Below are 23,699 nucleotides of genomic sequence, written 5' to 3' on the forward strand. Positions count from 1 at the left end.
CACGTCCCCTCTCCCACAGCCTATCTTGGCCACGACCTGATGGAGTAGGCGTATATGGAAATCTCGAAAGTTGGTGTGGTTGGCGCAGGCCAGATGGGTAACGGCATTGCCCATGTTCTGGCGCTTGCCGGCTACAAGGTCCTGATGAATGATATCTCGCAGGAGAGCCTTGATAACGCGATCGAGATTATCCAGGGCAATCTGGACCGGCAGGTCAGCCGCGAAAAGATCACTGCCGAAGAACGCGACGCGGCGATGGCGAATATATCCACCACGCTGACACTGACTGATCTGGGGCCCTCTGACCTGATCATCGAAGCAGCGACCGAGCGCGAAACGGTGAAGACCGCGATTTTCGAGGACCTGCTACCGCACCTGCTGCCGCACACGATCCTGACGTCGAACACCTCGTCGATTTCCATCACCCGGCTGGCATCGCGCACGGACCGGCCCGAGAAATTCATGGGCTTCCACTTCATGAACCCGGTTCCGATCATGCAGCTGGTCGAGTTGATCCGCGGAATCGCCACCGACCGCGAGACCTATGACGCCTGCATGGCAGTCGTCGACAAACTGGGCAAAACCGCCGCGAGCGCCGAGGATTTCCCCGCCTTCATCGTCAACCGCATCCTGATGCCGATGATCAATGAAGCGGTTTATACGCTGTATGAGGGCGTCGGCTCGGTCAAATCCATCGACCAGTCGCTGAAACTCGGGGCAAATCACCCGATGGGGCCGCTTGAACTGGCGGACTTCATCGGCCTTGATACGTGCCTTGCGATCATGAACGTGCTGCATGACGGGCTGGCGGACACGAAGTACCGCCCCTGCCCGCTACTGACGAAATATGTGGAGGCCGGCTGGTTGGGCCGCAAGTCGCAGCGTGGTTTCTACGACTATCGACAAGACCCGCCAGTGCCCACGCGCTAGGCGCTACTTCTTATCTTCAGGCTTCAGCGCCAGCGTCTTCTCACGCAGCCATGCGACAAAGCCGCGCGGATTGCTGGCCCATTCCCGCAACTCGTCAGGGTTGATAGTTTCGCCTACAACGGGGGATTGGGGCTTGTACAGCGCGTGGCGCACTTCGTAGATCAGAAGACCTTGGCGCAGGGTCGCCGACAGCCTGTTGGCGATCTGGTAGGCGCGGGAATTCTGGCCCTGAAAGTAGATCGGCACCACTTTTGCGCCGGAGCGGTGGATCATCTTAGCGGTAAACGGGTTCCACTCTGCCTCCACCGCGGGGCCGAATGCCGTCTCGGACGTGGCCACGACGCCTGACGGGAACAGTACGATTGCGCCCCCGTCCTTCAGGTGCTCCATCGCCTTGCGCCGCATCTCAAGGTTCTTCTGAAGCGCATCATCCTCATGGGGAAACGGCACCGGGATCATGAACATGTCGATGGCATTCACGCCGGTGAGCAGGGATCGGGTCAGGATTTTGTAATCCGTCCGCACGCGCCCGATCAACTCGGCCAGCACCATGCCGTCCACCAACCCATGCGGGTGGTTGGCCACGAAAATGACCGGCCCCTCTTTCGGGATGTTGTCGATCTGCTCCTGCGGGGTTCGAAGCTCGATCCCCATGACATCCAACGCGTCGCGCCAGAAGCCCTGACCGAATTTCACGCCGCCCCGCTCGAACTTGCGGATCAGGTAGAGCAAATGCAGTTTGCCAGTGAACAACTCCATGATCCGGATCGTCCACACTTTCCACGGATTGGAAAACGTGTTGGCGTAGGACAGATTACGCTTGTCGTAGGCCACATATTCGGGGTGGTCGTAAGGCAGATCCTCGGTCGGCGCGTCTTTTGGCGGCGTGTCATTCATGCGCGGACCGACATCAGAAGCCTTCGCCGAACTTGTCGGCAACCAAGGCGTCCAGCGCCTCCATGGCCGCCTCTGCGTCGTCGCCATCGGTCTTCACGTTGATCGACGTGCCCCGCGACGCGGCCAGCATCAGTAGACCCATGATGCTGTCGCCGGAGGCGTCCATGCCGTCCTTGGATACGGTCACACGGGATTTGAAGCCTTCCGCCACCTCGACGAACTTTGCGCTCGCGCGCGCATGGAGCCCTTTTTCGTTGACGATCTTCAAAACGCGTTCAACCATATCAAACCGGTCCATCGAAACTGTTGATGTATTTGCGCCCCGCCTCCATCGCGAGGTCCACGGCATCGCCGACTTCGTAACTGCGGGACTTGGCAAGCTTTATGAGCATGGGAAGGTTCGCCCCATAGAGGATGCGGCGGTTTTGCGGGCGGCAGGCCAGCAAGGACAGGTTCGAGGGCGAGCCACCGAACATGTCGGTGACAACCACGACGCCAGCCCCCTCGTCGACGCTATCGGCGGCGGCGCAGATTTCGGCTTCTTTGTCGGCGCGGTTGTGATTTTCCTCAATGGTGATCGCGCGGATGCCGGTTTGCTTCCCGACCACATGCTCGACAGCGGACAGGTATTCCCTGGCCAGACCGCCATGCGCGACGATGACTATACCGATCACCCGACTAACATCCCGTTACGTATCCCCGGCGCCAGATTTTAGCTGACGTTCCAATTCCCGATGCCTTATAGACACCTGCCAACCCTTGTTTGCAAGGGCCTTGCCCATCATTTCCGCCACGGCAACCGACCGGTGCTTGCCGCCAGTACACCCCAGCCCAATGGTCAGGTAGGACTTCCCCTCGTCATGGAATGCGGGCAACAGCAAATCGGTCAGCTCGGTGATCTTGTCAAAAAACGGTGCGAAGCGGGCGTCGGCGGTGACATACTCGGCGACACGCGCGTCTTGGCCGGTCAGGCTGCGCAGGTCCTGATCCCAGTGCGGATTGCGCAGGAAGCGGCAATCGAACACCATATCGACCCCATGCGGCACGCCGCGCTTGTAGGAAAACGAGTTGAGCAGCACCGAAAGCCCGGACTCCCCCGGAGCCGCAAACAGCTTGGTGAGTTCTGCGCGCAGGTCATGCGGGGACAGGTCCGACGTGTCGATGACGATATCGCTGCGGGACTGGATCGCACCGAGCAATTCGCGCTCGCGCCGGATTCCGTCTTGCAGGCTTTCATTCGGCGCCATGGGGTGCGGGCGGCGGGTTTCTGAGTAGCGGCGGACCAACACGTCCTCGCGGGCGTTGAGGTAGAGCAGGCTGACCTCCGCTTCGGTCTTGAGCGGCAATGCGTCCACGAGTTTCATCAAGCCCTTGGTCGTAAAGTCCCGATTGCGCACATCCACCCCAAGCGCGACCGAGCGCTCCAGCGGCCTGCCGCTGAGCAAGCGGGGAATAAGCGACAACGGCAGGTTGTCGATGGCCTCGAAGCCCAGATCCTCCAACGCGTTGATGGCCGTGCTACGGCCCGCGCCGGATGGGCCGGTAATGATGACGATCCGGTGTGGATTGGGTGAGGGTGGCTGGGTGCTCATGGCAGCATTGAACCGTGAAACCCGTTCTTTAGAAAGAGCAAAAGCGCCGCGGGCAGATGTGACGCAGCGCTGTTGGCCAAGAGCGGCAGTTTGTGCTGCTCAATCCAAACGGTGCTGCGGGCCGGAAGCCGGTCCGTGGTGACTTCGTCCAAATCAAGCACGGCGCTCAGGCGTGTGGGGCCAGCGCAACGGGCGGAAAGAATGCCAAGGCCACGGGCCTCGATAGCCTCGGGCAATGTGTCGGGTCGGCTGACGATGATGCCTTCTGGACTGTCTGCCAGATCGCAACGGTCATCCGCCACCAAGGACGCCCCGAGCGACATCAATTGAAGCGCGAGTGCCGATTTTCCACTGCCCGATTGCCCCGCGATCAGCAGCCCTGCACCATCTACACAGACGCAAGTGGCATGTAGCTGGCACGGCAGGGGCGGGCAGATAAATGGCATGAGGGAAGGTTAAGCCGAAACAGCGCGAACGCCCAGCGAATTAGCTTGCCGCGCCAAGGGGATCAGGTTGGCAGGCCGACCACGAAACGGGCCCCCAGGGGTTCGGAGGTGACATCGGCATCGGTCGGGCGAATGTTCTCCGCCCAGATCACACCGCCATGCGCTTCGATGATCTGCTTTGAGATGGCCAGCCCAAGGCCGGAATGGTTGCCGAACTGACGCTCCGGCCGCTCTGAGTAGAAGCGGTTGAACACCTTATTCAGCGCCTGTTCAGGGATGCCCGGGCCAGTGTCTTCGACGACGACCAGAACACGGTTGTCACGGCGACGGGCCCAGATGCGGACGGCGTCGCCTTCTTCGCAGAAGGATGTGGCATTGGTGATCAGGTTAACAAACACTTGCGCCAGGCGCGCCTCTAGCCCGTGAATAATGATCGGCTCGTTCGGGACGTCCTTGATGAACTCGACGCCGTTCTCGGCGGCTTGCTGGCCCAGATACTCGGTCAGGTTGTTGAGCATGCGCATGAGGTCGAAGGGTTCTTCGTCCTCTTTGACCAGTTCACTATCGAGACGCGACGCGTTTGAGATGTCGCTCACCAAGCGGTCAAGGCGGCGCACGTCGTGCTCAATGACGTCAAGCAGGCGCCCGCGCTGGTCATCGTTTTTCGCGACACGCAAGGTGCCGACCGCCGATCGCAGGGAGGCCAGCGGATTCTTGATCTCATGGGCCACGTCAGCGGCGAACTGCTCGTTGGCATCAATGCGTTCGTAAAGCGCAGACACCATGCCCCGCATCGCACCGGACAGACGCCCGATTTCGTCGGGACGGGCGGTCAGGTCGGGGATGCGCACGCGGCTTGGGCTGACCTTGCGGGCGTTCTTGTCTTGCCCCAACTCCGCCGCGGCCGCGAGATCGGACAATGGGTTCGCGATAGTCGACGCCAGAACAAGGCTGAGACCGATAGAGACCAAAATGGCGATGACGAACATTTGCAGGACCTGTTCCCGCTCGCTGCGGACAAGATCGTCGATCTGCCCCGCCACGGTGGACAGCGCAATGATACCGATAACCTGCCCGTTTTGCACGATCGGCGTCGCCACGGAGAAGATACTGCCACCTGCCCCGTCAGTTCCGGTGCGGCTTTGCGTGGTTCCTTCAGCCGAAGCGGCGAGCAGTTTGCGCGCCTCGTCCTCGCCGCTTACCGTCGGCACGGGCTTGGTTTTGGAGCCGAAGGCACCCGAAATGCTTTCCCAAATCCGGTTCAGGAAACCGGTGATGACGGTACCGTTGCGGTCGTTGACGAGGTCTTCGGTACCCGCAAGTTCCGGGCGTTTCGCGCCAAGCGTGCTGGCCAGCAGAGTTTGCGACGGGGAGAACACGTAAACCTCGACGCCCGGCGCGATGTCCAGAGCGCTGAGCGTGGCAGACGGATTGGCCAATGCCGCATCGTCGCCAGCGATGGCGATCTGCGCCTCAAACACGTCCGCGATCAATTGCGCCTCTGACACCAGAGCAACCTCCCGCTGCGCGACAAGGCTGTCGCGGAACGGGTTGAGAAACAGAACACCCGCCACCAGCAAGACCAGAGCCAGCAGGTTGAAGGTGATGATTTTGCGGGCCAAAGGGGAGCGGTTCAGCGAAATCAGATTTCGCTTCTCCCGTTTCGATCTGAGTTCGTGCTCGACGCTGTCGCCCGACTGCGTCCAGTCCTCGCCCATCACCAGTTCTGCGTTTTTAGCCGGCATAGCCTCCGCCAAAGAAAACCTCGTTACTGCAGACATAGTTACTCTTCGTTATATCTGTAGCCTATGCCGTACAGGGTCTCAATCGCCGAGAAGTCATCATCTGCGGTGCGCATCTTTTTGCGTAGGCGCTTGATGTGGCTATCGATTGTACGGTCATCGACATAGACCTGATCGTCGTACGCGACATCCATCAGTTGGTCGCGGGATTTCACGAAACCCGGACGCTGGGCCAACGCCTGCAACAGTAGGAATTCGGTCACGGTGAGGGAAACATCGTTGCCCTTCCAGGTCACGGTGTGGCGGAGCGGATCCATAACCAGATCGCCACGCACCATAGTCTGGGCGACTTCGCCTTCGCCAGCATCGTCCTTGGCAATCGCGTCCTTACGGCGCAGAATTGCGCGAATGCGTTCGACCAGCAAGCGTTGGGAAAATGGCTTGCGCACATAGTCGTCAGCCCCCATTCGAAGGCCGAGAACCTCGTCGATCTCATCATCCTTGGAAGTCAAAAAAATCACTGGAATCTCAGATTTCTGGCGCAGGCGTTGCAGTAAGTCCATGCCGTCCATGCGCGGCATCTTTATGTCCAGAACTGCCATGTCCGGCATCTTGCGGCTGAAAGCGTCCAGCGCGCTTTGACCGTCATTGTAAGTCTCAACCTCAAAGCCTTCGGCCTCAAGAGTCATCTGAACGGACGTAAGAATATTCCTGTCGTCGTCCACCAACGCGATTCTAGACATCGGGTGCCCCCTTTTGTACTGCACATTGCTTTTGTTTTTTAATACCATCGGTCCTAGCTGCCGTAGAATCAACGAAATAGTGCCGAATCAAGGCTTCGCTGCCGTCATTTGGGTATTTAGGCCCTAATGTTTGACTAATTTGCCGCACATCAGACGCATGATAACGCTACCAAGCCACGCCCGACTGGTTTCCTCCAAAAACCGACGTGGTATACGAAAGCCAGTCGCTCCGCCGGGGCGGCACCGGCGGATACAGGACCCGACCGGCACCAAGACCAGCGGGACATGCCCCCCGCAACAGGAGCAAGCTCATGATTAAAGGACGCGTCAATCCAGCGAAAACGTTGGACAAACAAGGTATCACCGGCCTTGGGAGCGCCTACTATAACTATCTGGAGCCTGCACTGGTCGAAGAAGCCCTGAAGCGCGGCGAAGGAACGCTGGGCAAAGGCGGCGCGTTTCTGGTCACCACCGGCAAGCACACCGGCCGTTCGCCCAAGGACAAATTCGTGGTCCGCACGCCCTCTGTCGAAGACAGCATCTGGTGGGAGAACAACGCCCCGATGGAGCCTGCGGCCTTTGACGCACTCTATGACGACATGCTGGAGCATATGAAGGGCGGCGACTACTTCGTGCAGGATCTGTTCGGCGGCGCGGACCCCAAGTATCGTCTTGACGTGCGTATCGTCACCGAACTGGCATGGCACGGCCTGTTCATCCGCCATCTGCTGCGCCGCCCCGAGGCCGACGAACTGGCGAAGTTCGTTCCAGAGTTCACCGTGATAAACTGCCCCAGCTTCCACGCGGACCCGGCCAAACATGGCTGCCGCTCCGAGACTGTTATTGCGATGAACTTCGACAAGAAGCTGATCCTGATTGGCGGCACGGCCTATGCAGGTGAGAACAAGAAATCCGTGTTCTCGCTGCTGAATTACCTGCTGCCCGAGAAGAACATCATGCCGATGCACTGCTCGGCCAACCACGCCCATGACGACCCCTCCGACGCGGCAGTGTTCTTCGGGCTGTCGGGCACCGGCAAAACCACACTTTCGGCAGATCCGTCCCGCACGCTTATTGGCGATGACGAACACGGCTGGTCCGACGACGGCATCTTCAACTTCGAGGGTGGCTGCTACGCCAAAACGATTTCCCTGTCCGCCGAGGCGGAGCCGGAGATCTACGCCACGACCGAGAAGTTCGGCACCGTGATCGAGAACATGGTCTATGACGAAGACACCAAGGAATTGGACTTCGAGGATGACAGCCTGACCGCCAACATGCGCTGCGCCTATCCCTTGCACTATATCTCCAACGCCTCCGACACTGCACTTGGCGGCAACCCCAAGAATATCATCATGCTGACTTGTGATGCGTTCGGCGTGTTGCCACCCATCGCCCGCCTGACCCCTGCGCAGGCGATGTATCACTTCCTGTCAGGCTTCACCTCCAAGGTCGCCGGAACAGAGCGCGGGGTGACCGAGCCGGAGCCTACGTTCTCTACATGCTTTGGTGCGCCGTTCATGCCACGCCGTCCCGAGGTCTATGGCAACCTGCTGCGCGAAAAGATCGCCACCCACGGCGCGTCCTGCTGGCTGGTCAACACCGGCTGGACCGGTGGGGCCTACGGCACCGGCTCACGTATGCCGATCCGCGCAACGCGGGCGCTGCTGACGGCGGCCCTGAACGGGTCGCTAAACGAGGGCGAGTTCCGCAAGGACCCCAATTTCGGCTTCGAGGTTCCGGTGACCTGTGACGGCGTAGACAACCGTTTGCTTGATCCGCGCAGCACCTGGAAAAAAGAGGCGGATTACGACGCGCAAGCCGCCAAGCTGGTCGAAATGTTCGCGGAAAACTTTGGCCAGTACGTCCCATTCATCGACGACGACGTGAAAAGTGCCGCAATCGGATGATGCGTGAGCTGCTCAAAGCCACGATCATTGGCCTCCTGAGCTTCACCACGGCAGCGCAGGCGCAACATATGGATAGTGTTGCGCCTGACGCCCTCTACGACAGCACATTGGTGTCAAAGCTGGAATACGGGCTGGTTTGCCCGTCCGGCAACTCCACCAAGATGCCAGCGCCGGGCACTCATTTGGGCTTCATCACCCAACGCGACCAGAGCCAACGGATCGAGCACACGACGCAGATCGTTCCACTGTCAGAGGGCATCGGCTTCGGCGTTGACGTGCACCTGCCCGACGGTCTGGAGCTACGCGACGCCGAGATCACGGTAACCCATCCGCCCTACCCCGGCACGGATGTCACGACAGAGAGTTGGACCAGCAGCCTTTTGCCGCAAGCCTCCAACCTGAACTTCTTCCTGTTCGAGTTCCCGTTCGAAATGGTTGCCGGCGAATGGGGCATTCAGGCCAGCCATGACGGCAGACTCGTCTATTCCGTCAGCTTCAACGTGGTCGATCCGTCGCGGATCCCGCATCTGTCCCGTTACTGCGACGGCGCGTTGATGTCCTAGCCCATCAGGCCGCGGCGGATCAGGTTCAGGCCCGCCAGCAACAACACCCAAGACGTCACCTTGCGAAACATCGCCTGATCTATCCGGTCCTGCACCTTGAACCCAAGCCAAATGCCGAACAGCGCAGGCAGGATCAAAATGGCCGAGAACGGCACCGTGTCCGGCCGCAGAACGCCGGATTGCAAATGTGCCGCCAGCAGCATTACCGCGCCAAGTCCGAAGACCACGCCTTGAATGCGCATTTGCTCCTGCTTGGGGGTGTTCACTGCTGACAGGTACAATACCGTGGGTGGTCCCCAGATGCCTGACAGTCCCGCGACGAACCCGGCGGCGGCACCCACCGCAGCCTCGACCATGCCGGAGCGGCGCGGCAGCGTCGGGTTCCATCCTAACAACTGCACGCCTGTGAACACGGCGACGGGCAAACCGATCGCCACATAAAGGACGTTGGATGGGATCATCGTCACCAATTGCGCGCTTAAAACCAGCATCACCGCGCCGACGCCGAGAAAGAGCTTATAGTGTATCAGCGACGACCACGCCGCCCGAGCCCCCTGTCGCAAAGCCTGAATGCCATTGGTCACCACGGTGGGCAAAATGAGACCGGCAAGCGCCAGTTCCGGCGACAGGAATGTGCTAAGACCGGAGATGAAGATCGTTGGCATCGCAAAGCCCACGACGCCTTTGACAAAGCCCGAAACCACCGCCACAAGGAAGGCCAGAGCCAGAAACTCCGGCGATATAATAGCTGAAAACAACTCCATGCAGCTTTGGTATCTCGCCTTGATTGCGGGCGCAGCAAATAAATATTCGCGACATTATTATTCGCCGCTCTATGTTTTCACGCATCAAAGTTGCGCTGCACCTGCAAAAGGATTATTCCGGTGCAAAGCTGTATAAAGGATTCGAGCCATGGCCCATGACGGACAAGATATGACCCTTTCGACGCCAACCCAGATTGTCCTGCCGGACCTGCTGAAACTTACATCAGCTGCTCTACCACCTCTAAGTGATCTTCTGGACCGGGCAAAAGACGCGGTTCGCGCTCAAGTCACTGAAAACGGGCGCGTTTCCGCTAAGTTGATCGAGCAGAACCAGACCGCCGCCCACGGGCTGGCATGGCTGGCGACCTATATTCAGTCCCTCACCCAGATGCAGCACTGGGCCGAAAAACTGACCGAAGCGGGCAAGTTTTCCGAGGTCGAACAACTCATTCACCAGATCGCATTCGGCGAATATCTCTGGCAGATTTACGGCGGCATCCCGATGTCGCAGAGCGAAATTCTGCGCTTGCAAGATATCGGCCTGAGCCAGGACGACCAGCGCGGATTGATGACCTCCGAGATCATGACGCTTTCACAAAGCGGCAACACCCAAGCCGCTCGCACGCGGCTGGTGGAGCTGATGCAGGAGCGCTCCGCCGAGATTATCACCGGCGCGTCCGGTCTGGATGAAGAACTGGAAATGATCCGCGAGCAATTCCGCCGCTTCTCCATCGAAAAGGTGGAGCCGCACGCTCATGACTGGCACCTTAAAGACGAGTTGATCCCGATGGAAATCATCGAAGAGCTTGCCGAGATGGGCGTCTTCGGCCTCACCATCCCAGAGGAGTTCGGCGGATTCGGTCTATCCAAGGCCTCCATGGTTGTCGTCTCGGAGGAACTGTCACGCGGCTATATCGGCGTGGGCTCCCTTGGAACGCGCTCCGAAATCGCGGCTGAACTGATCCTGTGCGGCGGGACCGACGCACAGAAAGAAAAATGGCTACCCAAGCTGGCCTCCGGCGAGACCCTGCCAACGGCGGTATTCACCGAACCCAACACCGGCTCCGACCTTGGCGCGTTGCGCACGCGGGCCGTGAAGGACGGGGACGACTACAAGGTAACCGGCAACAAGACGTGGATCACCCACGCCGCCCGCACACATTTCATGACCCTGTTGGCACGGACCGATCCGGCGACGACCGACTACAAAGGCCTGTCCATGTTCATTGCCGAAAAGACCCCCGGCACCGACGAAAACCCGTTCCCGACCGACGGCATGACCGGCGGCGAGATCGAGGTGCTGGGCTATCGCGGCATGAAGGAATACGAGCTGGCCTTCGACAACTTCCACGTCAAAGGTGAGAACCTGCTGGGCGGCGCGGAAGGTCAGGGCTTCAAACAATTGATGCAGACATTCGAATCCGCCCGCATCCAGACCGCCGCCCGAGCGATTGGCGTCGCACAGGCCGCGCTTGATGTCGCGATGCAATATGCCGAAGACCGCAAGCAATTCGGCAAGTCGCTGATCGAGTTCCCGCGCGTCTCTGGAAAAATCGCGATGATGGCAGTGGAAACGATGATCGCGCGGCAGCTGACCTACTTCTCGGCGGACGAGAAGGATCACGACCGACGCTGTGACCTGGAGGCAGGCATGGCCAAGCTGCTGGGCGCACGTGTCGCTTGGGCGTCAGCGGACAACGCGCTGCAAATCCACGGCGGCAACGGCTTCGCGCTGGAATACAAGATCAGCCGCATCCTGTGCGACGCGCGTATCCTCAACATCTTCGAGGGCGCCGCGGAAATTCAGGCGCAGGTCATCGCGCGGCGTCTGCTCGATTGATCCGCGCGGCGCTATTAGCCGTGGCCTTGCTGGCCTCTTGCACGGATGAAACAATCTCCGGCTACGCCGCTGACGGGGCCGTTTGGCAGTTGGAAACGCTGAATGGCAAGCCCTTCACCGCCCGCGCGACGCTCACCTTTCCGGAGGAGGGCAAGATCGCGGGCCAAGCCCCGTGCAACAGCTATTTTGGCCAGCAAACCGCGCCTTACCCGTGGTTTGCGGTCGACGCCCTCGGCAGCACGAAACGCGCTTGCCCTGATTTGAAAGCGGAGAACGATTTTTTTGCAACGCTTGGCGAAATGACCTTGTCCGAAGCTGCGGGAACCACCCTGATCCTCAGCAATGACGCAGGTGACGAGATGGTGTTCAAGGCGATGAAATAGCCCCAAGCGCCTCCAGCAACCGCTCCCTTGAGGTTGGCACCGGCTTGTTGCCCAGTTGCGGGGCCATCCAAGTCGTCAGGAAATGCCCGGTCGTCGCCAACGCCTCCGGCACGTCATCCAGCCTGCCGTCACCCACCCCGCGCAGGCAATCCGGCAAGGCCAGCAGGCGCGACGCCCACTCACCCGCCCCCTGCCGCGATACCGCGCGGCCTGTGCGGGGGGAGACGTAGATCAGTTCCTGCATCGAACCGGTTACGGCACAGGACGACAGATCCAGACCGAACCCCAACTCTTCCAACAATGCCAGTTCCCACTGAACATAGGCCAGCGGCCACGCATCGCTTTCGCCCAGAAGGTCAAAGACCAACAATGTACGGTCATAGAGCTCGGGATGTGGGTCACGCTCGGCGAGCGCGAATTGCAGCAAGCCACACAAAGCATTCAACCCTGCCAGCGCTTTGCGATCGCCCATGACAGCCGCCGCGCGGGATTTGACCGGCTCTACCGTGAACGCGCCCAGATGCCCCTCCAGCCGCGCACGCCATGACACGTCCAACTGCGCGCCGGGTTGCAACAAAGGCGCCATCTTGCGCCCCGCCCCGCCGCGCACCACGCCTGCATGGCGGCCATAGTCGGGGGTAAACACGTCAATGATGGCCGCGTTTTCGCCGTGGCGGCGCGCGGATAGCAGAACCCCTTGGCTACGCCAGTCCATCACTCTCTCCTCGTCAGGTCAGGCCCTCTTGGTCCAGAAGGTGCCGCCCTGCTTTGTCCTCGACCTCTATCACCCAAAGGTCGGGATCGAAGCTGCGTTGCTTGGCAATGGCCTCGTCGACCTGCCGCTCGTCCCCTTCGCTCAGGACAACCCATGCCCGCTCGCCTCTCATCAGATCGTAGGAGCGTTGGTAGGCCACCGCCTGCCCGTCCAGCGTGTTCAGCTTGACCATGACAACGCCCGCAGTCGGGTCACCCTTGGCGGTCACGAAAACCGGAATACTCGCCAGCCGCAAGCGGTTCAAATAGGCCGAGACCCAGAAATCTGTCGTCAGACGATCACTCATTACCGTCTTTGAAATCGAGACCCATCTCCGAGTAGCGCTCGCTGTCCTCCAGCCAGCCGGGTCGCACTTTCACCTGTAGGAACAGGTGAACCTTGCGGCCCAGAAACTCGGCCAGTTCTTCACGGGCAGCTTTACCCACAGCCTTGATCGTCTCGCCTTTGGCTCCCAGAACAATGCCCTTGTGACCGTCGCGGATCACGTAGATCAACTGTTCGATGCGGGCAGAGCCGTCCTTTTGCTCTTCCCAGTTCTCGGTCTCCACGGTCATCTGATAGGGCAATTCCTGATGCAGCCGCAGGGTCAGTTTCTCCCGTGTAATTTCCGCCGCGATCTGGCGCATCGGCGCATCGGCCAACTGGTCTTCGGGATATAACCAAGGCCCTTCAGGCACTTTACCCGCAAGCCATTGCCGCAACGCATCGACGCCATGGCCTTTCTCGGCGGAAATCATAAACGTCTCTTCAAACGCGAAACGGTCGTTCAAGTCCTTGGTCAGGCCCAGCAACACGTCCGACTTCACGCGGTCAATCTTGTTGATCGCCAGCACCACAGGCGCGCCGCCGGTGCGTTCGGCCAGCCCGTCCAGAATGGCGCCGACGCCCTCGGTAATCCCGCGATGCGCCTCGACCAGCAGCACGACAATATCCGCGTCCGACGCGCCGGACCAAGCGGCAGCGACCATGGCGCGGTCCAGACGGCGGCGGGGCCGGAACAAGCCCGGCGTGTCCACGAACACCAGTTGCGCCTGCCCCTCCATCGCCACGCCGCGAATACGCGCGCGCGTGGTTTGCACCTTATGCGTGACGATCGACACTTTCGCGCCTACCATCCGGTTGAGAAGCGTCGATTTGCCGGCGTTCGGCTCTCCGATCAGCGCGATGAAGCCCGCGCGGGTTGCCTCGGTCATGTGTCCAGCCTTTCCAAAAGCGCCTTGGCCGCAGCCTGTTCCGCTTGTCTCTTGGCCCCTGCCTTCGCTTCCGCACGCTCGCCCGAGGCAAGCGTCACCGCGATGGTGAATTCCGGCGCGTGGTCGGGGCCTTCGCGCTTGATGATCTCGTATTGCGGCGTCGGCTCGCCGCGGGCCTGTACGAATTCCTGCAAGGCCGTTTTCGGGTCACGGGCGTCTTCTTCAACTTCGTGCACGCGGCTACCCCAGAGCCGCAGGATCAAATCACGCGCAGCGGCAAAGCCGCCGTCACGATACACCGCAGCGATCAGCGCTTCCATACCGTCGCCCAGCAGCGCCTCTTTGCGGCGGCCGCCTGATACCATTTCCGACTTGCCGAGCTTCAGCACCGCGCCCAATTCAATCTCCCGCGCCACTGCCGCGCAGGTCTCCTTGCGTACTAACGCGTTGTAGCGCGGCGCTAGTATCCCTTCGGTCGCCGTGGGGTCCGCGTCCAGAATTGCCTCGGCCATCACAAGGCCCAATACGCGGTCGCCCAGAAACTCCAGCCGCTGGTTGTCGGGTCGCGTGGTTGAGGAAATCGAGCCATGGGTGAGCGCACGCACCAGCAGTTCCGGCGTTTGGAACCGGTAGCCGATCCGGTCGCAGAACTCCGACAACTCACCTGACAGTTTCATTGCTACCCTAATCTATCTTCTTGAAGAACCGGTCGCCGCGCCAGGTCCAGAAATACAGCATCCGCCCGCCGGCAGACGAGAAGATCACCCGATCCGCGCGGCCCAACAGATTGGCAAACGGCACCATGCCGACGCCACCGCCAGCCTGCGCAAAACGCGAGTCGATGGAGTTGTCGCGGTTGTCCCCCATAAAGAAGAAATGCCCTTCGGGGACATTGAACACCGGCGTGTTGTCCGCACCCAAACCGTCACGGATATTGAGGATGGCATGGCTCACCCCGCCTTCCAGCGTCTCGATGGCCCGTTCCTTTTCGCAGGCACCACCGATACCCACAGCGCCATTGCTGCACGCGGGGAAGCCGCCGACAGACCCCTGCGCCTCATAGGTCTCGATGAATGGAGCGGTCGGCTCCTGCTTCTGCGGCTTCCCGTTCAGGAACAGCACACCGTTTTTCACTTGAACCTTATCCCCCGGCAAGCCGATCAACCGCTTGATATAGTCCTGACCGCTGACGGGGTGGCGGAAGACCACAACGTCGCCGCGCTCCGGCTCGCTGCCGAACAGGCGGTCGGGGATGGGGCACAGACCGAAGGGGCAGCTGTACTTGGAATAGCCGTAGGCCATCTTGTTGACGAACAGGAAATCGCCCACCAGCAGCGTGTCCTTCATAGAGCCCGACGGGATCCAGAACGGCTGGAAAAACAGGCTGCGGAACACGGCGGCTATCGCCAGCGCATACACAACCGTTTTGACGGTTTCCATGATGCCTTCGGGCTTCTTTTCGCTGCTGCGTGCCATCAATATTCTCTTGTTATCTGGGTTGTCCGCTACATGCGGGCAGGTGGGGTCGGAGTCAAGCGGCAGAGCCCGCCACAGGGCGCGCCTCGATCACCACAAAGGCTTGTGCCCAAGGGTGATCGTCGGTCAGCGTGACGTGGATCACGGCCTCGTGTCCGTCAGGGGTCATCTCGCGCAAACGTTCCGCCGCCCAGCCCGTGACCTCCATCACCGGCTGGCCTGTCGCGAGGTTACTCACCGCCATGTCCTTCCACGCGATACCCATGCGTAGCCCCGTGCCAAGCGCTTTGGAGCACGCCTCTTTCGCCGCCCACCGCTTGGCATAGGTTCCGGCCACATCACGACGTCGTTCCGCCTTGCGTTGCTCGACCTCGGTAAAGACGCGGTTGCGAAAGCGGTCGCCGAACCGCGCCAGTGTTCCTTCGATCCGCTCGATATTGGCCAGATCCGTGCCGATCCCGAGGATCATCAGAACCCCGCCGTGACAGCACCCGAGGACTGGTTTAGCGTCACCTTCAGCACGCGGTCGTCGAACCCACCCGTGTTTGCGTTGTAGCTTTTGACCGGCACGCCCCATGTCAGACCCGTCGCGGGATCGTAGCTGCTGGTCATCCCCACAAGCGTCATGCCGCCGAAGCCCAGACTGTTGCCGCTGCCCACCATCATGCATTGCCGACCGCCGACCTCGTCAAAGGGGGGCGACAGGATCACCAGATGAAACGCCGCCGCCGCAGGCTCCAGCGTGTCGATCACCACCAGACGGACGCGATTGCCCGCGAAGGTCTGCGTACTGTCCGCCCAAGGCTCCGCCACGGCGTCCACGCGGGCCAGCTCGTCACAAGGCCTCACCTCTTGGGCTGTTGCGGGGAGGGCGAATGCTGCAAAGATCGTTACTGCCAAAAACTGTTTCATATCAGCCCCGCGCCTCGTCCATCAGGCGGCGCATTTCCTGGATCGCGGGCACCAGCCCCGTGAATATCGCTTCGCCGATGATGAAGTGCCCGATGTTCAGCTCCACCACTTCCGGCACCGCCGCAACAGGCTTGACGCTATCATAGGTGAAGCCGTGGCCCGCATGGACCTCTAACCCCAGCGAGTGGGCGAGTGTCGCCATGTCCCGAAGTTTCTCAAACTCCGCATCGCGGTCGCCCAGACGCCCTTCGGCATGGGCGTCGCAATAGCTGCCTGCATGAAGCTCGATAATGTCGGCACCTACGTGCGCCGCCGCGCGGACCTGCCGCTCGTCCGCACCGATGAACAAGGACACACGAATGCCCGCGTCCTTGAACGGCGCAATGTAGGCGGACAGACGATTGTCGTCGCCCGCGACCTCCAGCCCGCCCTCGGTGGTGCGCTCTTCGCGGCGTTCCGGCACCAAGCAGACTGCATTTGGCTTGGTGGCGAGAGCAATTGCCTGCATCTCGTCGGTGGCGGCCATCTCGAAATTCAAGGGGATGGAAATCGCCTCCTTGATCGCGGCCATGTCTGCGTCTCGGATGTGGCGGCGGTCCTCACGCAGATGCGCGGTGATCCCGTCCGCCCCGGCTTCCTGCGCCAACAGCGCCGCGCGGACCGGATCGGGGTTGTCACCGCCACGGGCATTCCGCACCGTCGCTACGTGGTCGATATTGACGCCAAGGCGCAGCTTGCTGGACATGGGAACGCTCCTTTGGTTGGCCGTATCACCGGATCATAGGACAACGCGCGGCAACCTCAACAACGCTTATTGCGCGCGCCCGTCCTCGGCATTCTTTGCGGCCTTGCGCTGACGGATTTCTTCCAGCTTGGCCTTGATCCGCCCCTTGCGGCGGTTCTGGTAGGCAGCAATGAGCGGCGCACTGACGTAGTAGGCTATCGTCCCGGCGATCACGCCGGGGATCAGGCCACCGATCATGTAGGGAAAAAACACCTCGTCATAGAAACCGGCCAGCCGGTCCCAATGCGCCACATCGTCGGTAAACATCGCCCAGAAGTTATCCTTCAGGTCGCGCCATGCCCCGGCAAAACGCCGCGCGATGTTCATATTTTCCTCGAACTCGGTCCCCAACAGGAAGTGCCCGGTCTTGAGCGACACCACCCCGATAGGCAGATAGGTCAGCGGATTGCCGAAAAACGTCGCCATCAACGCGGCCAGAATATTGCCACGCATCACTTTGCCGAGGCCAGCGGCAATGAAGAAGTGAAATCCGTAGAAGGGGGTAAACGTCGTAAACACACCCGCAAAAACGCCGCGCGCAATCCTGTGGGGGTCGTCAGGCAGACGGCGGACCCGGTGTTTGACGTATCCGAAAGCCCTGCCCCAGCCGCCTTGCGGCCAGATCAGATGCCAAAGCCATAGGGCCCAGCTCTTTGGCGTTCGGCGTTTGAACACGGCTGTCTGCTACCTCTCCGCCCCGCATGATCGGGGCCAACTCATTACGGTTTGCGGCTCAAATCCCTGAACCGCTCCATCGCGGCCACGTCGCTATCGGCCTCCAAGGCCGTCATGACACCGTGCAAATGCTCTGCATCCCGCACATCCACGTCGACCAGCAGCTGGAAATAGTCCGGTTTGCGGTCGATGAAATGCATATCCGAGATATTCGCCTTCTGCTCCCCGATCAATGTGCAAATACGTCCCAACACGCCGAAGCTGTTTCCTATGGTCAACGCAAGCGTGACGGTATTGGTTGCAGCGTGCCTGCCGGAATGCCAGCGAATATCCACCCAGCGTTCGGGTTGATCCTCGAATTCCACCAGCGCGTCACAGGCAATCGCGTGGAGAAAAATGCCGTCACCCTTGTGCTTTATCCCCACGATGCGTTCGCCCGGCACCGCTTGACAACAGGCCGCACGCTTGACCTGAGCCCCCTCGGGCAGGCCCACGACGGGGCGCTTGGAGTCGACCGTTGCGACGTCGCCCTTTTTCACCAGTTCCGGATAGAGCGCGGTGATCACCTCGCGCGCCGACATCTCGGTGGAGCCGACATATTCCAGCAGTTGCGACGCGTCCGTCAGGCTCAACTCCTTGGCAGCCGTCTCGAGCGCCTTGTCGGTGACTTTCTTGCCCACATGCTCGAACGCCACGCGGGTAAGCTCGCGGCCCAGCTTGATATAGCGGTCGCGATGCTCCTCGCGCAGAGACTTGCGGATAGCGGATTTGGCCCGCCCCGTCACCGCAATGTCGATCCATGTCGGCTGCGGTTTCTGCCCTTCGGCGGTGATGATCTCGACCGATTGCCCGTTGCGCAGCCGGGTCCACAGTGGCACACGCAGCCCATCGACCTTTGCGCCGACGCAGCTATGCCCGATCCGCGTATGGATGGCATAGGCGTAGTCCAGCGGGGTCGCACCGCGCGGCAGTTTGATGACCTCGCCCTTGGGCGTAAAGCAGAACACCTGATCGGAATACATCTCCAGCTTCACGTGTTCCAAGAAGTCGCCGTAATCGTCCTCGGTATTCTCGAACCGCTCCGTCATCGACGACACCCATGTGGACGGGTCCACGGCAAAGCGGTTTTCCACCCGCTCCCCGTCGCGGTAGGCCCAGTGCGCGGCGACGCCAGCCTCGGCCACGTCATGCATTTCGCGCGTCCGAATCTGGATTTCCACCCGTTTGCCATCCCGTCCCGACACGGTCGTATGGATCGAGCGGTAGCCGTTGGACTTGGGCTGGCTGATGTAATCCTTGAACCGCCCGGGGACCGAGCGCCAGCGACGGTGCAACACCCCCAACGCGCGGTAGCAGTTGTCCTCTGTGTCCGTGATCACCCGAAAGCCGTAAATGTCCGACAGGCGGGAGAAGCTCTGCTTCTTCTCCTCCATCTTGCGCCAGATCGAATAGGGCTTCTTGGCCCGGCCATACACCTTGCCCTCTATTCCCGCGCGGGTCAGTTCGGTGCGAATGTCCTCGGTGATTTTCGGAACGACATCGCCGGTTTCCTTTTGCAACGTGATAAAGCGCCGGATGATGGAGGCGCGGGCTTCGGGGTTCAGCACGCGGAACGCCAGATCCTCCAGTTCTTCGCGCATCCAGTGCATACCCATACGCCCCGCCAAGGGTGCGTAGATATCCATCGTTTCGCGTGATTTCTGGATTTGCTTGTCGGGCCGCATATGCTTGATCGTGCGCATGTTGTGCAACCGGTCGGCCAGCTTCACCAAGATCACCCGCATGTCCTTGGACATGGCCATGAATAGCTTGCGAAAATTTTCCGCCTGCTTGGTCTCGGTGGAGTTCAGCTGCAATTTGGTCAGCTTGGTGACGCCATCCACCAGCTCCGCCACCTCTTCACCAAAGCGACGCTTTACCTCGCTGTAAGTCGAGCCGGTGTCTTCGATCGTGTCATGCAATAGCGCCGTCACGATAGTCGCGTCATCAAGCCATCGCTCGGTCAGCAGTGCCGCGACCGCGACAGGATGGCTGAAATATGGCTCGCCGGAATGGCGGGTCTGCCCCTCGTGCATTTTCGCGCCATAGGCATAGGCGTCGCGGATCAGGGCTTCGTTCGTGTTGGGATTGTAGGCGCGGACCAGTGCGATCAACTCGCTGTCAGATATCATTCCGTTCGGTCCGCCGCCATGCTTGTAGGGCCTTACTTTGGCCCTTGTGCTTCCATCAAGGCCCGCAGCAGCTTCTCTTCGGACATGTCGTCATCGGCAGGCTTGTCCTGCTCGACACCCATCAACAGCGCCATCGCGTCTTCTTCCGGCTCGTCGACTTCGATCTGTGTCTGGTTGCTCTCGATCATGCGCTCGCGCAGCTCGTCGGCGGTCTGGGTCTCTTCAGCGATCTCGCGCAGTGACACGACAGGGTTCTTGTCGTTATCGCGATCCACCGTCAGCGCCGCACCTGCCGCGATTTCGCGGGCGCGATGGGATGCCAGCATCACCAGCTCAAAGCGGTTAGGAACCTTGTCTACGCAGTCTTCAACCGTCACGCGGGCCATGGGGGACTCCAGTCATTCACAGGGGATGTCAGGCGGCACAATTAGGACCGTTGCGGGCTGAATACAACCACAAAACCCGCCATTTTGGCCGTTAAAGCGCGCAAACTGCGCCTTTTTCCGCCTCCGGCAGGGCCGCCAGCAGGCTATCAAGGCTTTGACCGCTCACAGGATGCACCCAATCCGGTGCAATGTCAGCCAAGGGAATCAACACGAAAGCGCGGTCTTGTATGCGTGGATGGGGCAGGATCAACTGCTCCGGCGCTTCCTTCATCTGGCGCTCCAGCGGCAGATTTACCCAGTGCTGAAAGGTCGCCCGATCCGGCGCAATCACCCCGCCATAGTCCAGCAAATCCAGATCCAGCGTGCGCGCCGCCCAGCGTGCCTTCCGCTCCCGGCCAAAATCCGCCTCGACTTGATGCAGATGCGCCAGCAGCGCCTCGGCCGAAAGGCTCGTCGCCAGCGTCATGGCGGCATTGACGTAATCCGGCCCGCTCCCTGCGGGAAATGCCGGGCTGCGAAATAACCGGCTTTCCGCCAACACCTTGACAGAGTCGCTCGAAATAGCCTGCCTGACCTCCCTGAGGGTGAATTCCGGCGATCCAGAGCTTGACGTCGCGTTACTACCCAGCGCAATGTGGGTTATTATCAGCCGTTTGTGACCCCCCGTGGGTTGCGGCATAAGCATTATTCCTTATGTTTGCTGAAGCGCGTGAGCCCGCGCCCTTCACTCGGGGACTATTATTGGGGCTGAGCGATTATCGGAAGGACATTTTATGTTTTACAAAGACGAACGGCTGGCACTGTTTATAGACGGGTCGAACCTATATGCCGCTGCCAAGTCTTTGGGGTTTGACATCGACTACAAGCTCCTGAGGCACGAATTCATGCGACGCGGGAAGATGCTGCGCGCATTCTACTACACCGCCCTGTTGGAAAACGACGACTATTCGCCCATTCGCCCCTTGGTCGACTGGCTGCACTACAACGGGTTCACCATGGTCACGAAACCGGCCAAGGAATACACCGACCGCGAAGGCCGGCGTAAGGTCAAAGGCAACATGGATATCGAACTGGCCGTTGACGCAATGGAACTGGCCCCGCATGTCGATCACATCGTGATCTTCTCCGGTGACGGTGATTTCCGCCCCCTGATCGAAGCCATCCAGCGCAAAGGCGTGCGGGTGTCGGTGGTGTCGACCATCCGCTCCAACCCGCCGATGATCTCCGACGAGTTGCGCCGTCAGGCCGACAACTTCATCGAGCTCGACGAGTTGCGCGAAGTCATAGGCCGACCGCCGCGCGAGGGCGATATGTCCTTCACCCGGGACCGCGAACGCGAAACGACCGACTAAATCAAAACCGCCGGGGCCCTGCTCCGGCGGTTTTCGTTTCAGCCCAGCGCGTCGTCCACGTTCAGATCGTAGGTCACCCATCCGGTGCGCGTGGCCACTTGGTCATATAGCCCACGCGCGCGGTAGTTGTCGTCAGCGGTGATCCAGCGCACTACGCCCCAGCCGCGCTTACGCCCTTCGTCTTGAACCCCAGAAATCAACGCCTCGCCGACCTTCGCCCCACGGGCATCGGGGTTTACAAACAGATCGTCCAGATACCCCCCGACGCCTGCCGCGAGCGGGCGCGCGAATGGTCGGAAATGCGCCAACCCCACAAGCACGCCATCCACCTCTGCGACGAGACCGTCCACTTCATGGGCAGGGTCCATCAGCCATTCCCACACGCGATCCCGCATGTCTTCGGTCTGCGCCACCCCGTAGAATGCGGCGTAGCTCTTGTATAGCCCGCCCCAGGCGTTGCGATCACCAGCCTCTGTGGCACGTATATTCACTGTCACGATAAAGTCTCCTTTGCCCGCGACCCTATGCGAGACCAAAGGCGGAACACCACCCCCTCAGCGATCCGCGTTTCAGCCCAACGCGCGCGCCAGCCCCTCATCGTTATCTATACCAAGCGCATGCTCATACACGCGCCAGTTCTGACTGGTGAGCTTATAATCCGCGTCCAATTGCTTGAAATAACGGCCCTTTAACAACCCGCTAGGCAGCAACCCCACGTCATATGCCCCGATATTGCCGTGCAGAAAGCCGGTGTAGGCACCCGGCCCCGTCAGCCAGAAAATTCCTCGCTCGCCCGGATTTGCAAGATTGGCCAAAACCTCCGTCAACAACGCCTCGATGAAGGGGCTTTTCGGCGGGGCCGCAACGAACCAGTTGTTCACCACGCAATTCGGCACATTGGTCATCGACGATGCCCAGACCCGCCCGCCACCTGCGGCCAGAAAAGCCGCGATCTCCGGGCGAGGTTTACTGTCCGCATCGCAATACAGTCCTCCATCCTGCGCCAGCCGGTACAGACGAAAAAGGTCGGACTTCACCGCCGGATGCCAAAGCCGCGCAAACCCGCGTGCCGCGTCGGCACCGAACCCGTCGCGGATATAGCCTTCCGCATCAGCTTCGCTGAACCATTGATGAGAGCCTGACACCCTGCGCCAGTCAGCGCGCCCAGCAATCACCTCGTCGGGCGGTGTGTCGCTGTCCCAGAACTGGAACACATCTGTCACCTGTCGCCCGCTAGCAGGCAAAACGTCTCGGTGCGCGACGTAGCAGGCCCACCCCGCGGCCTCGAAACGGGTCATCGGATGCACGTCTCGGTCTGACGCAAGTTGCGACAGCAGTTCCGGACGACCCGCGTGCAAGTCCTGCAAAGCCGCGCTCAACAATTGCGGTTGTCCGCCGACGGTGTGCCGCGCTAGGGGCAGCATCTCGCGATGGTCTGAGGCACCGCCTTCGGACAACGCCATGTCAAGCAACTGAAACGGCACACCCGCCACGTCGAACCCTTTACTGGCCAGCTTATGCAGAACACCATCCAAAGTTTCGAACTGTCGCGCCTGCGCAAGCCGCTCGATCCGCAACCGGTGATGCCACTTCAACTTTCGAGCCATCCCAGATTCCATCATAACGGGGCGCATTCATGAGCGTTCAGGTATTCTACGCAATGCCTTTCGAAAAAGACCAGCCCTCAGCGGCTCATCGCGCTGTGCCGCTCCTGAACCTCGGCAGGCCAAGTACTTTTGATATAGGCCAACACCGCCTTGATCTGCGCGTCCGTCAACTCGTCATCAAACCCGCGCATGTCGGTTTGGTAGTCGCCGCCAACCAGTGCTGCCGTCCCGTGTTTGGTGATCGCAAACAGATGCTCGTCCGAATGGTGCCATGTATGGCCCGTCACGTCATGCGGCGGGGCGGGCAGTTTGCCGTCCGGCCCCGGTTGCCGCCAGTTTGGCTGCCCCTCCAGATTGGTCCCGTGGCATGAAGCGCAGGCTCCGTCGTAGATCAGCTTGCCCTCGGCCACGGTCGCGGGGTCCTTGTAGGCGTCTATCCGCTGCGCCTGCGCCACGGGGACGCCGCCCATTAAAGCCAGCACAGCACCTACTATAATCCGTCGTTTCATCCGGTAAAATCTCCTCGATTGAGCCGCCCTTATCGAGCTTCCAGCAGGT

29 protein-coding genes are annotated in these 23,699 nt (G+C 60.5%); 6 read left to right on the plus strand and 23 right to left on the minus strand.

Annotated elements, in window-relative coordinates; translation table 11 throughout:
• The first annotated feature begins 54 nt into the window (after positions 1-54).
• Positions 55-930, plus strand: coding sequence for a 3-hydroxybutyryl-CoA dehydrogenase (locus THALAR_RS12820; RefSeq protein ID WP_021101998.1), 876 nt, complete (start codon positions 55-57; stop codon positions 928-930).
• A 3-nt stretch (positions 931-933) separates the two neighbouring features.
• Here THALAR_RS12820 and THALAR_RS12825 read toward each other — a convergent pair whose 3' ends face one another.
• The 7 genes from THALAR_RS12825 to THALAR_RS12855 all read right to left on the minus strand — a co-directional run bounded on the left by THALAR_RS12825 (position 934) and on the right by THALAR_RS12855 (position 6,350).
• Positions 934-1,827, minus strand: coding sequence for a lysophospholipid acyltransferase family protein (locus tag THALAR_RS12825; RefSeq protein ID WP_021101999.1), 894 nt, complete (start codon positions 1,825-1,827; stop codon positions 934-936).
• A 13-nt stretch (positions 1,828-1,840) separates the two neighbouring features.
• Complete coding sequence (locus tag THALAR_RS12830; RefSeq protein WP_021102000.1) at positions 1,841-2,110, minus strand: HPr family phosphocarrier protein; 270 nt, start codon at positions 2,108-2,110, stop codon at positions 1,841-1,843.
• Between the two features lies 1 nt (position 2,111).
• On the minus strand, positions 2,112-2,501 hold the full coding sequence (locus THALAR_RS12835; RefSeq protein WP_021102001.1) for a PTS sugar transporter subunit IIA: 390 nt from the start codon (positions 2,499-2,501) through the stop codon (positions 2,112-2,114).
• A 15-nt stretch (positions 2,502-2,516) separates the two neighbouring features.
• A complete protein-coding gene (gene rapZ / locus THALAR_RS12840) occupies positions 2,517-3,419 on the minus strand; it encodes an RNase adapter RapZ (protein WP_021102002.1) in 903 nt (300 codons plus the stop codon).
• Positions 3,416-3,865 carry an HPr kinase/phosphorylase gene (locus THALAR_RS12845; RefSeq protein WP_040818730.1) on the minus strand — a complete coding sequence of 150 codons (450 nt, stop codon included), beginning with the start codon at positions 3,863-3,865 and terminating at the stop codon, positions 3,416-3,418. Before THALAR_RS12845 ends, rapZ begins: the two co-directional genes overlap by 4 nt.
• 62 nt (positions 3,866-3,927) lie before the next feature.
• Positions 3,928-5,646: a sensor N-terminal transmembrane domain-containing protein gene (locus THALAR_RS12850; RefSeq protein WP_040818732.1), complete on the minus strand. Its 1,719-nt coding sequence runs from the start codon at positions 5,644-5,646 to the stop codon at positions 3,928-3,930.
• Positions 5,647-5,648: 2 nt separating this feature from the next.
• Positions 5,649-6,350, minus strand: a complete 702-nt coding sequence (locus THALAR_RS12855; protein WP_021102005.1) for a response regulator transcription factor — start codon at positions 6,348-6,350, stop codon at positions 5,649-5,651.
• 311 nt (positions 6,351-6,661) lie between these two features.
• Here THALAR_RS12855 and THALAR_RS12860 point away from each other — a divergent pair, with 311 nt between their 5' ends.
• Positions 6,662-8,260: a phosphoenolpyruvate carboxykinase gene (locus THALAR_RS12860; protein ID WP_021102007.1), complete on the plus strand. Its 1,599-nt coding sequence runs from the start codon at positions 6,662-6,664 to the stop codon at positions 8,258-8,260.
• Positions 8,260-8,823: a DUF3859 domain-containing protein gene (locus THALAR_RS12865; RefSeq protein ID WP_021102008.1), complete on the plus strand. Its 564-nt coding sequence runs from the start codon at positions 8,260-8,262 to the stop codon at positions 8,821-8,823. Before THALAR_RS12860 ends, THALAR_RS12865 begins: the two co-directional genes overlap by 1 nt.
• Here the strand turns inward: THALAR_RS12865 and THALAR_RS12870 are convergent.
• Entirely contained in the window at positions 8,820-9,587 is a 768-nt protein-coding gene (locus THALAR_RS12870) for a sulfite exporter TauE/SafE family protein (RefSeq protein WP_021102009.1), read from the minus strand. The two genes, THALAR_RS12865 and THALAR_RS12870, sit on opposite strands and share 4 nt — an antisense overlap.
• A 148-nt stretch (positions 9,588-9,735) precedes the next feature.
• Here THALAR_RS12870 and THALAR_RS12875 point away from each other — a divergent pair, with 148 nt between their 5' ends.
• Both THALAR_RS12875 and THALAR_RS12880 read left to right on the plus strand, forming a co-directional pair.
• A complete protein-coding gene (locus THALAR_RS12875; protein WP_021102011.1) occupies positions 9,736-11,427 on the plus strand; it encodes an acyl-CoA dehydrogenase family protein in 1,692 nt (563 codons plus the stop codon).
• Positions 11,424-11,810: an META domain-containing protein gene (locus THALAR_RS12880; protein WP_021102012.1), complete on the plus strand. Its 387-nt coding sequence runs from the start codon at positions 11,424-11,426 to the stop codon at positions 11,808-11,810. The genes THALAR_RS12875 and THALAR_RS12880 overlap by 4 nt, the downstream gene beginning before the upstream one ends.
• On the opposite strand, the gene recO is transcribed toward THALAR_RS12880, so the two are convergent.
• The 12 genes from recO to folK form a co-directional block, all read right to left on the minus strand.
• Positions 11,794-12,525: a DNA repair protein RecO gene (recO, locus tag THALAR_RS12885; RefSeq protein WP_021102013.1), complete on the minus strand. Its 732-nt coding sequence runs from the start codon at positions 12,523-12,525 to the stop codon at positions 11,794-11,796. The two genes, THALAR_RS12880 and recO, sit on opposite strands and share 17 nt — an antisense overlap.
• Before the next feature lie 13 nt (positions 12,526-12,538).
• Positions 12,539-12,871, minus strand: a complete 333-nt coding sequence (locus tag THALAR_RS12890; protein ID WP_021102014.1) for a DUF1491 family protein — start codon at positions 12,869-12,871, stop codon at positions 12,539-12,541.
• Positions 12,864-13,778: a GTPase Era gene (era, locus tag THALAR_RS12895; protein WP_021102015.1), complete on the minus strand. Its 915-nt coding sequence runs from the start codon at positions 13,776-13,778 to the stop codon at positions 12,864-12,866. Before era ends, THALAR_RS12890 begins: the two co-directional genes overlap by 8 nt.
• The gene (gene rnc, locus THALAR_RS12900) at positions 13,775-14,455 is read right to left on the minus strand and encodes a ribonuclease III (RefSeq protein WP_021102016.1); all 681 of its coding nucleotides are present in this window, start codon (positions 14,453-14,455) and stop codon (positions 13,775-13,777) included. The genes era and rnc overlap by 4 nt, the downstream gene beginning before the upstream one ends.
• Positions 14,456-14,462: 7 nt before the next feature.
• On the minus strand, positions 14,463-15,254 hold the full coding sequence (gene lepB, locus THALAR_RS12905) for a signal peptidase I (protein WP_021102017.1): 792 nt from the start codon (positions 15,252-15,254) through the stop codon (positions 14,463-14,465).
• Positions 15,255-15,309: 55 nt separating this feature from the next.
• Complete coding sequence (gene acpS, locus THALAR_RS12910; RefSeq protein WP_021102018.1) at positions 15,310-15,723, minus strand: holo-ACP synthase; 414 nt, start codon at positions 15,721-15,723, stop codon at positions 15,310-15,312.
• Complete coding sequence (locus tag THALAR_RS12915) at positions 15,723-16,166, minus strand: hypothetical protein (RefSeq protein WP_021102019.1); 444 nt, start codon at positions 16,164-16,166, stop codon at positions 15,723-15,725. Before THALAR_RS12915 ends, acpS begins: the two co-directional genes overlap by 1 nt.
• 1 nt (position 16,167) lies before the next feature.
• The gene (locus THALAR_RS12920) at positions 16,168-16,911 is read right to left on the minus strand and encodes a pyridoxine 5'-phosphate synthase (RefSeq protein WP_021102020.1); all 744 of its coding nucleotides are present in this window, start codon (positions 16,909-16,911) and stop codon (positions 16,168-16,170) included.
• A 66-nt stretch (positions 16,912-16,977) separates the two neighbouring features.
• A complete protein-coding gene (locus THALAR_RS12925) occupies positions 16,978-17,625 on the minus strand; it encodes a DUF2062 domain-containing protein (protein ID WP_021102021.1) in 648 nt (215 codons plus the stop codon).
• A 44-nt stretch (positions 17,626-17,669) separates the two neighbouring features.
• Positions 17,670-19,796, minus strand: a complete 2,127-nt coding sequence (locus tag THALAR_RS12930) for a RelA/SpoT family protein (protein WP_021102022.1) — start codon at positions 19,794-19,796, stop codon at positions 17,670-17,672.
• Positions 19,797-19,828: 32 nt separating this feature from the next.
• The gene (gene rpoZ, locus THALAR_RS12935; RefSeq protein WP_021102023.1) at positions 19,829-20,182 is read right to left on the minus strand and encodes a DNA-directed RNA polymerase subunit omega; all 354 of its coding nucleotides are present in this window, start codon (positions 20,180-20,182) and stop codon (positions 19,829-19,831) included.
• 91 nt (positions 20,183-20,273) lie between these two features.
• Positions 20,274-20,861 carry a 2-amino-4-hydroxy-6-hydroxymethyldihydropteridine diphosphokinase gene (gene folK / locus THALAR_RS12940; protein ID WP_051153760.1) on the minus strand — a complete coding sequence of 196 codons (588 nt, stop codon included), beginning with the start codon at positions 20,859-20,861 and terminating at the stop codon, positions 20,274-20,276.
• Positions 20,862-20,955: 94 nt separating this feature from the next.
• On the opposite strand from folK, the gene THALAR_RS12945 reads away from it, so the two are divergent.
• Entirely contained in the window at positions 20,956-21,534 is a 579-nt protein-coding gene (locus tag THALAR_RS12945; RefSeq protein ID WP_021102025.1) for a LabA-like NYN domain-containing protein, read from the plus strand.
• 38 nt (positions 21,535-21,572) lie between these two features.
• On the opposite strand, the gene THALAR_RS12950 is transcribed toward THALAR_RS12945, so the two are convergent.
• The 3 genes from THALAR_RS12950 to THALAR_RS12960 form a co-directional block, all read right to left on the minus strand.
• Positions 21,573-22,031, minus strand: coding sequence for a GNAT family N-acetyltransferase (locus THALAR_RS12950; RefSeq protein ID WP_021102026.1), 459 nt, complete (start codon positions 22,029-22,031; stop codon positions 21,573-21,575).
• A gap of 72 nt (positions 22,032-22,103) precedes the next feature.
• Entirely contained in the window at positions 22,104-23,141 is a 1,038-nt protein-coding gene (locus THALAR_RS12955) for a glycosyltransferase (protein ID WP_021102027.1), read from the minus strand.
• 77 nt (positions 23,142-23,218) lie between these two features.
• Positions 23,219-23,650 (minus strand): c-type cytochrome, encoded by a 432-nt coding sequence (locus tag THALAR_RS12960; protein ID WP_040818738.1) that lies wholly within the window; start codon positions 23,648-23,650, stop codon positions 23,219-23,221.
• Positions 23,651-23,699 lie beyond the last annotated feature (49 nt).

This window comes from Litoreibacter arenae DSM 19593, from assembly GCF_000442275.2.
GTDB lineage: Bacteria > Pseudomonadota > Alphaproteobacteria > Rhodobacterales > Rhodobacteraceae > Litoreibacter > Litoreibacter arenae.

What these genes read in the sequence shown, in the direction of transcription:
- THALAR_RS12920 (WP_021102020.1), bottom strand. Translation starts at nt 16,911, where the DNA reads ATGTCCAGCAAGCTGCGCCTTGGCGTCAATATCGACCACGTAGCGACG.
- THALAR_RS12820 (WP_021101998.1), top strand. Translation starts at nt 55, where the DNA reads ATGGAAATCTCGAAAGTTGGTGTGGTTGGCGCAGGCCAGATGGGTAAC.
- THALAR_RS12945 (WP_021102025.1), top strand. Translation starts at nt 20,956, where the DNA reads ATGTTTTACAAAGACGAACGGCTGGCACTGTTTATAGACGGGTCGAAC.
- rapZ (WP_021102002.1), bottom strand. Translation starts at nt 3,419, where the DNA reads ATGAGCACCCAGCCACCCTCACCCAATCCACACCGGATCGTCATCATT.
- THALAR_RS12850 (WP_040818732.1), bottom strand. Translation starts at nt 5,646, where the DNA reads ATGTCTGCAGTAACGAGGTTTTCTTTGGCGGAGGCTATGCCGGCTAAA.
- THALAR_RS12875 (WP_021102011.1), top strand. Translation starts at nt 9,736, where the DNA reads ATGGCCCATGACGGACAAGATATGACCCTTTCGACGCCAACCCAGATT.
- THALAR_RS12865 (WP_021102008.1), top strand. Translation starts at nt 8,260, where the DNA reads ATGCGTGAGCTGCTCAAAGCCACGATCATTGGCCTCCTGAGCTTCACC.
- lepB (WP_021102017.1), bottom strand. Translation starts at nt 15,254, where the DNA reads ATGGCACGCAGCAGCGAAAAGAAGCCCGAAGGCATCATGGAAACCGTC.
- THALAR_RS12955 (WP_021102027.1), bottom strand. Translation starts at nt 23,141, where the DNA reads ATGGCTCGAAAGTTGAAGTGGCATCACCGGTTGCGGATCGAGCGGCTT.
- THALAR_RS12860 (WP_021102007.1), top strand. Translation starts at nt 6,662, where the DNA reads ATGATTAAAGGACGCGTCAATCCAGCGAAAACGTTGGACAAACAAGGT.
- THALAR_RS12855 (WP_021102005.1), bottom strand. Translation starts at nt 6,350, where the DNA reads ATGTCTAGAATCGCGTTGGTGGACGACGACAGGAATATTCTTACGTCC.
- THALAR_RS12870 (WP_021102009.1), bottom strand. Translation starts at nt 9,587, where the DNA reads ATGGAGTTGTTTTCAGCTATTATATCGCCGGAGTTTCTGGCTCTGGCC.
- THALAR_RS12830 (WP_021102000.1), bottom strand. Translation starts at nt 2,110, where the DNA reads ATGGTTGAACGCGTTTTGAAGATCGTCAACGAAAAAGGGCTCCATGCG.
- THALAR_RS12930 (WP_021102022.1), bottom strand. Translation starts at nt 19,796, where the DNA reads ATGATATCTGACAGCGAGTTGATCGCACTGGTCCGCGCCTACAATCCC.
- THALAR_RS12825 (WP_021101999.1), bottom strand. Translation starts at nt 1,827, where the DNA reads ATGAATGACACGCCGCCAAAAGACGCGCCGACCGAGGATCTGCCTTAC.
- rnc (WP_021102016.1), bottom strand. Translation starts at nt 14,455, where the DNA reads ATGAAACTGTCAGGTGAGTTGTCGGAGTTCTGCGACCGGATCGGCTAC.
- THALAR_RS12960 (WP_040818738.1), bottom strand. Translation starts at nt 23,650, where the DNA reads ATGAAACGACGGATTATAGTAGGTGCTGTGCTGGCTTTAATGGGCGGC.
- acpS (WP_021102018.1), bottom strand. Translation starts at nt 15,723, where the DNA reads ATGATCCTCGGGATCGGCACGGATCTGGCCAATATCGAGCGGATCGAA.
- recO (WP_021102013.1), bottom strand. Translation starts at nt 12,525, where the DNA reads ATGGACTGGCGTAGCCAAGGGGTTCTGCTATCCGCGCGCCGCCACGGC.
- folK (WP_051153760.1), bottom strand. Translation starts at nt 20,861, where the DNA reads ATGCCGCAACCCACGGGGGGTCACAAACGGCTGATAATAACCCACATT.
- rpoZ (WP_021102023.1), bottom strand. Translation starts at nt 20,182, where the DNA reads ATGGCCCGCGTGACGGTTGAAGACTGCGTAGACAAGGTTCCTAACCGC.
- era (WP_021102015.1), bottom strand. Translation starts at nt 13,778, where the DNA reads ATGACCGAGGCAACCCGCGCGGGCTTCATCGCGCTGATCGGAGAGCCG.
- THALAR_RS12890 (WP_021102014.1), bottom strand. Translation starts at nt 12,871, where the DNA reads ATGAGTGATCGTCTGACGACAGATTTCTGGGTCTCGGCCTATTTGAAC.
- THALAR_RS12845 (WP_040818730.1), bottom strand. Translation starts at nt 3,865, where the DNA reads ATGCCATTTATCTGCCCGCCCCTGCCGTGCCAGCTACATGCCACTTGC.
- THALAR_RS12915 (WP_021102019.1), bottom strand. Translation starts at nt 16,166, where the DNA reads ATGAAACAGTTTTTGGCAGTAACGATCTTTGCAGCATTCGCCCTCCCC.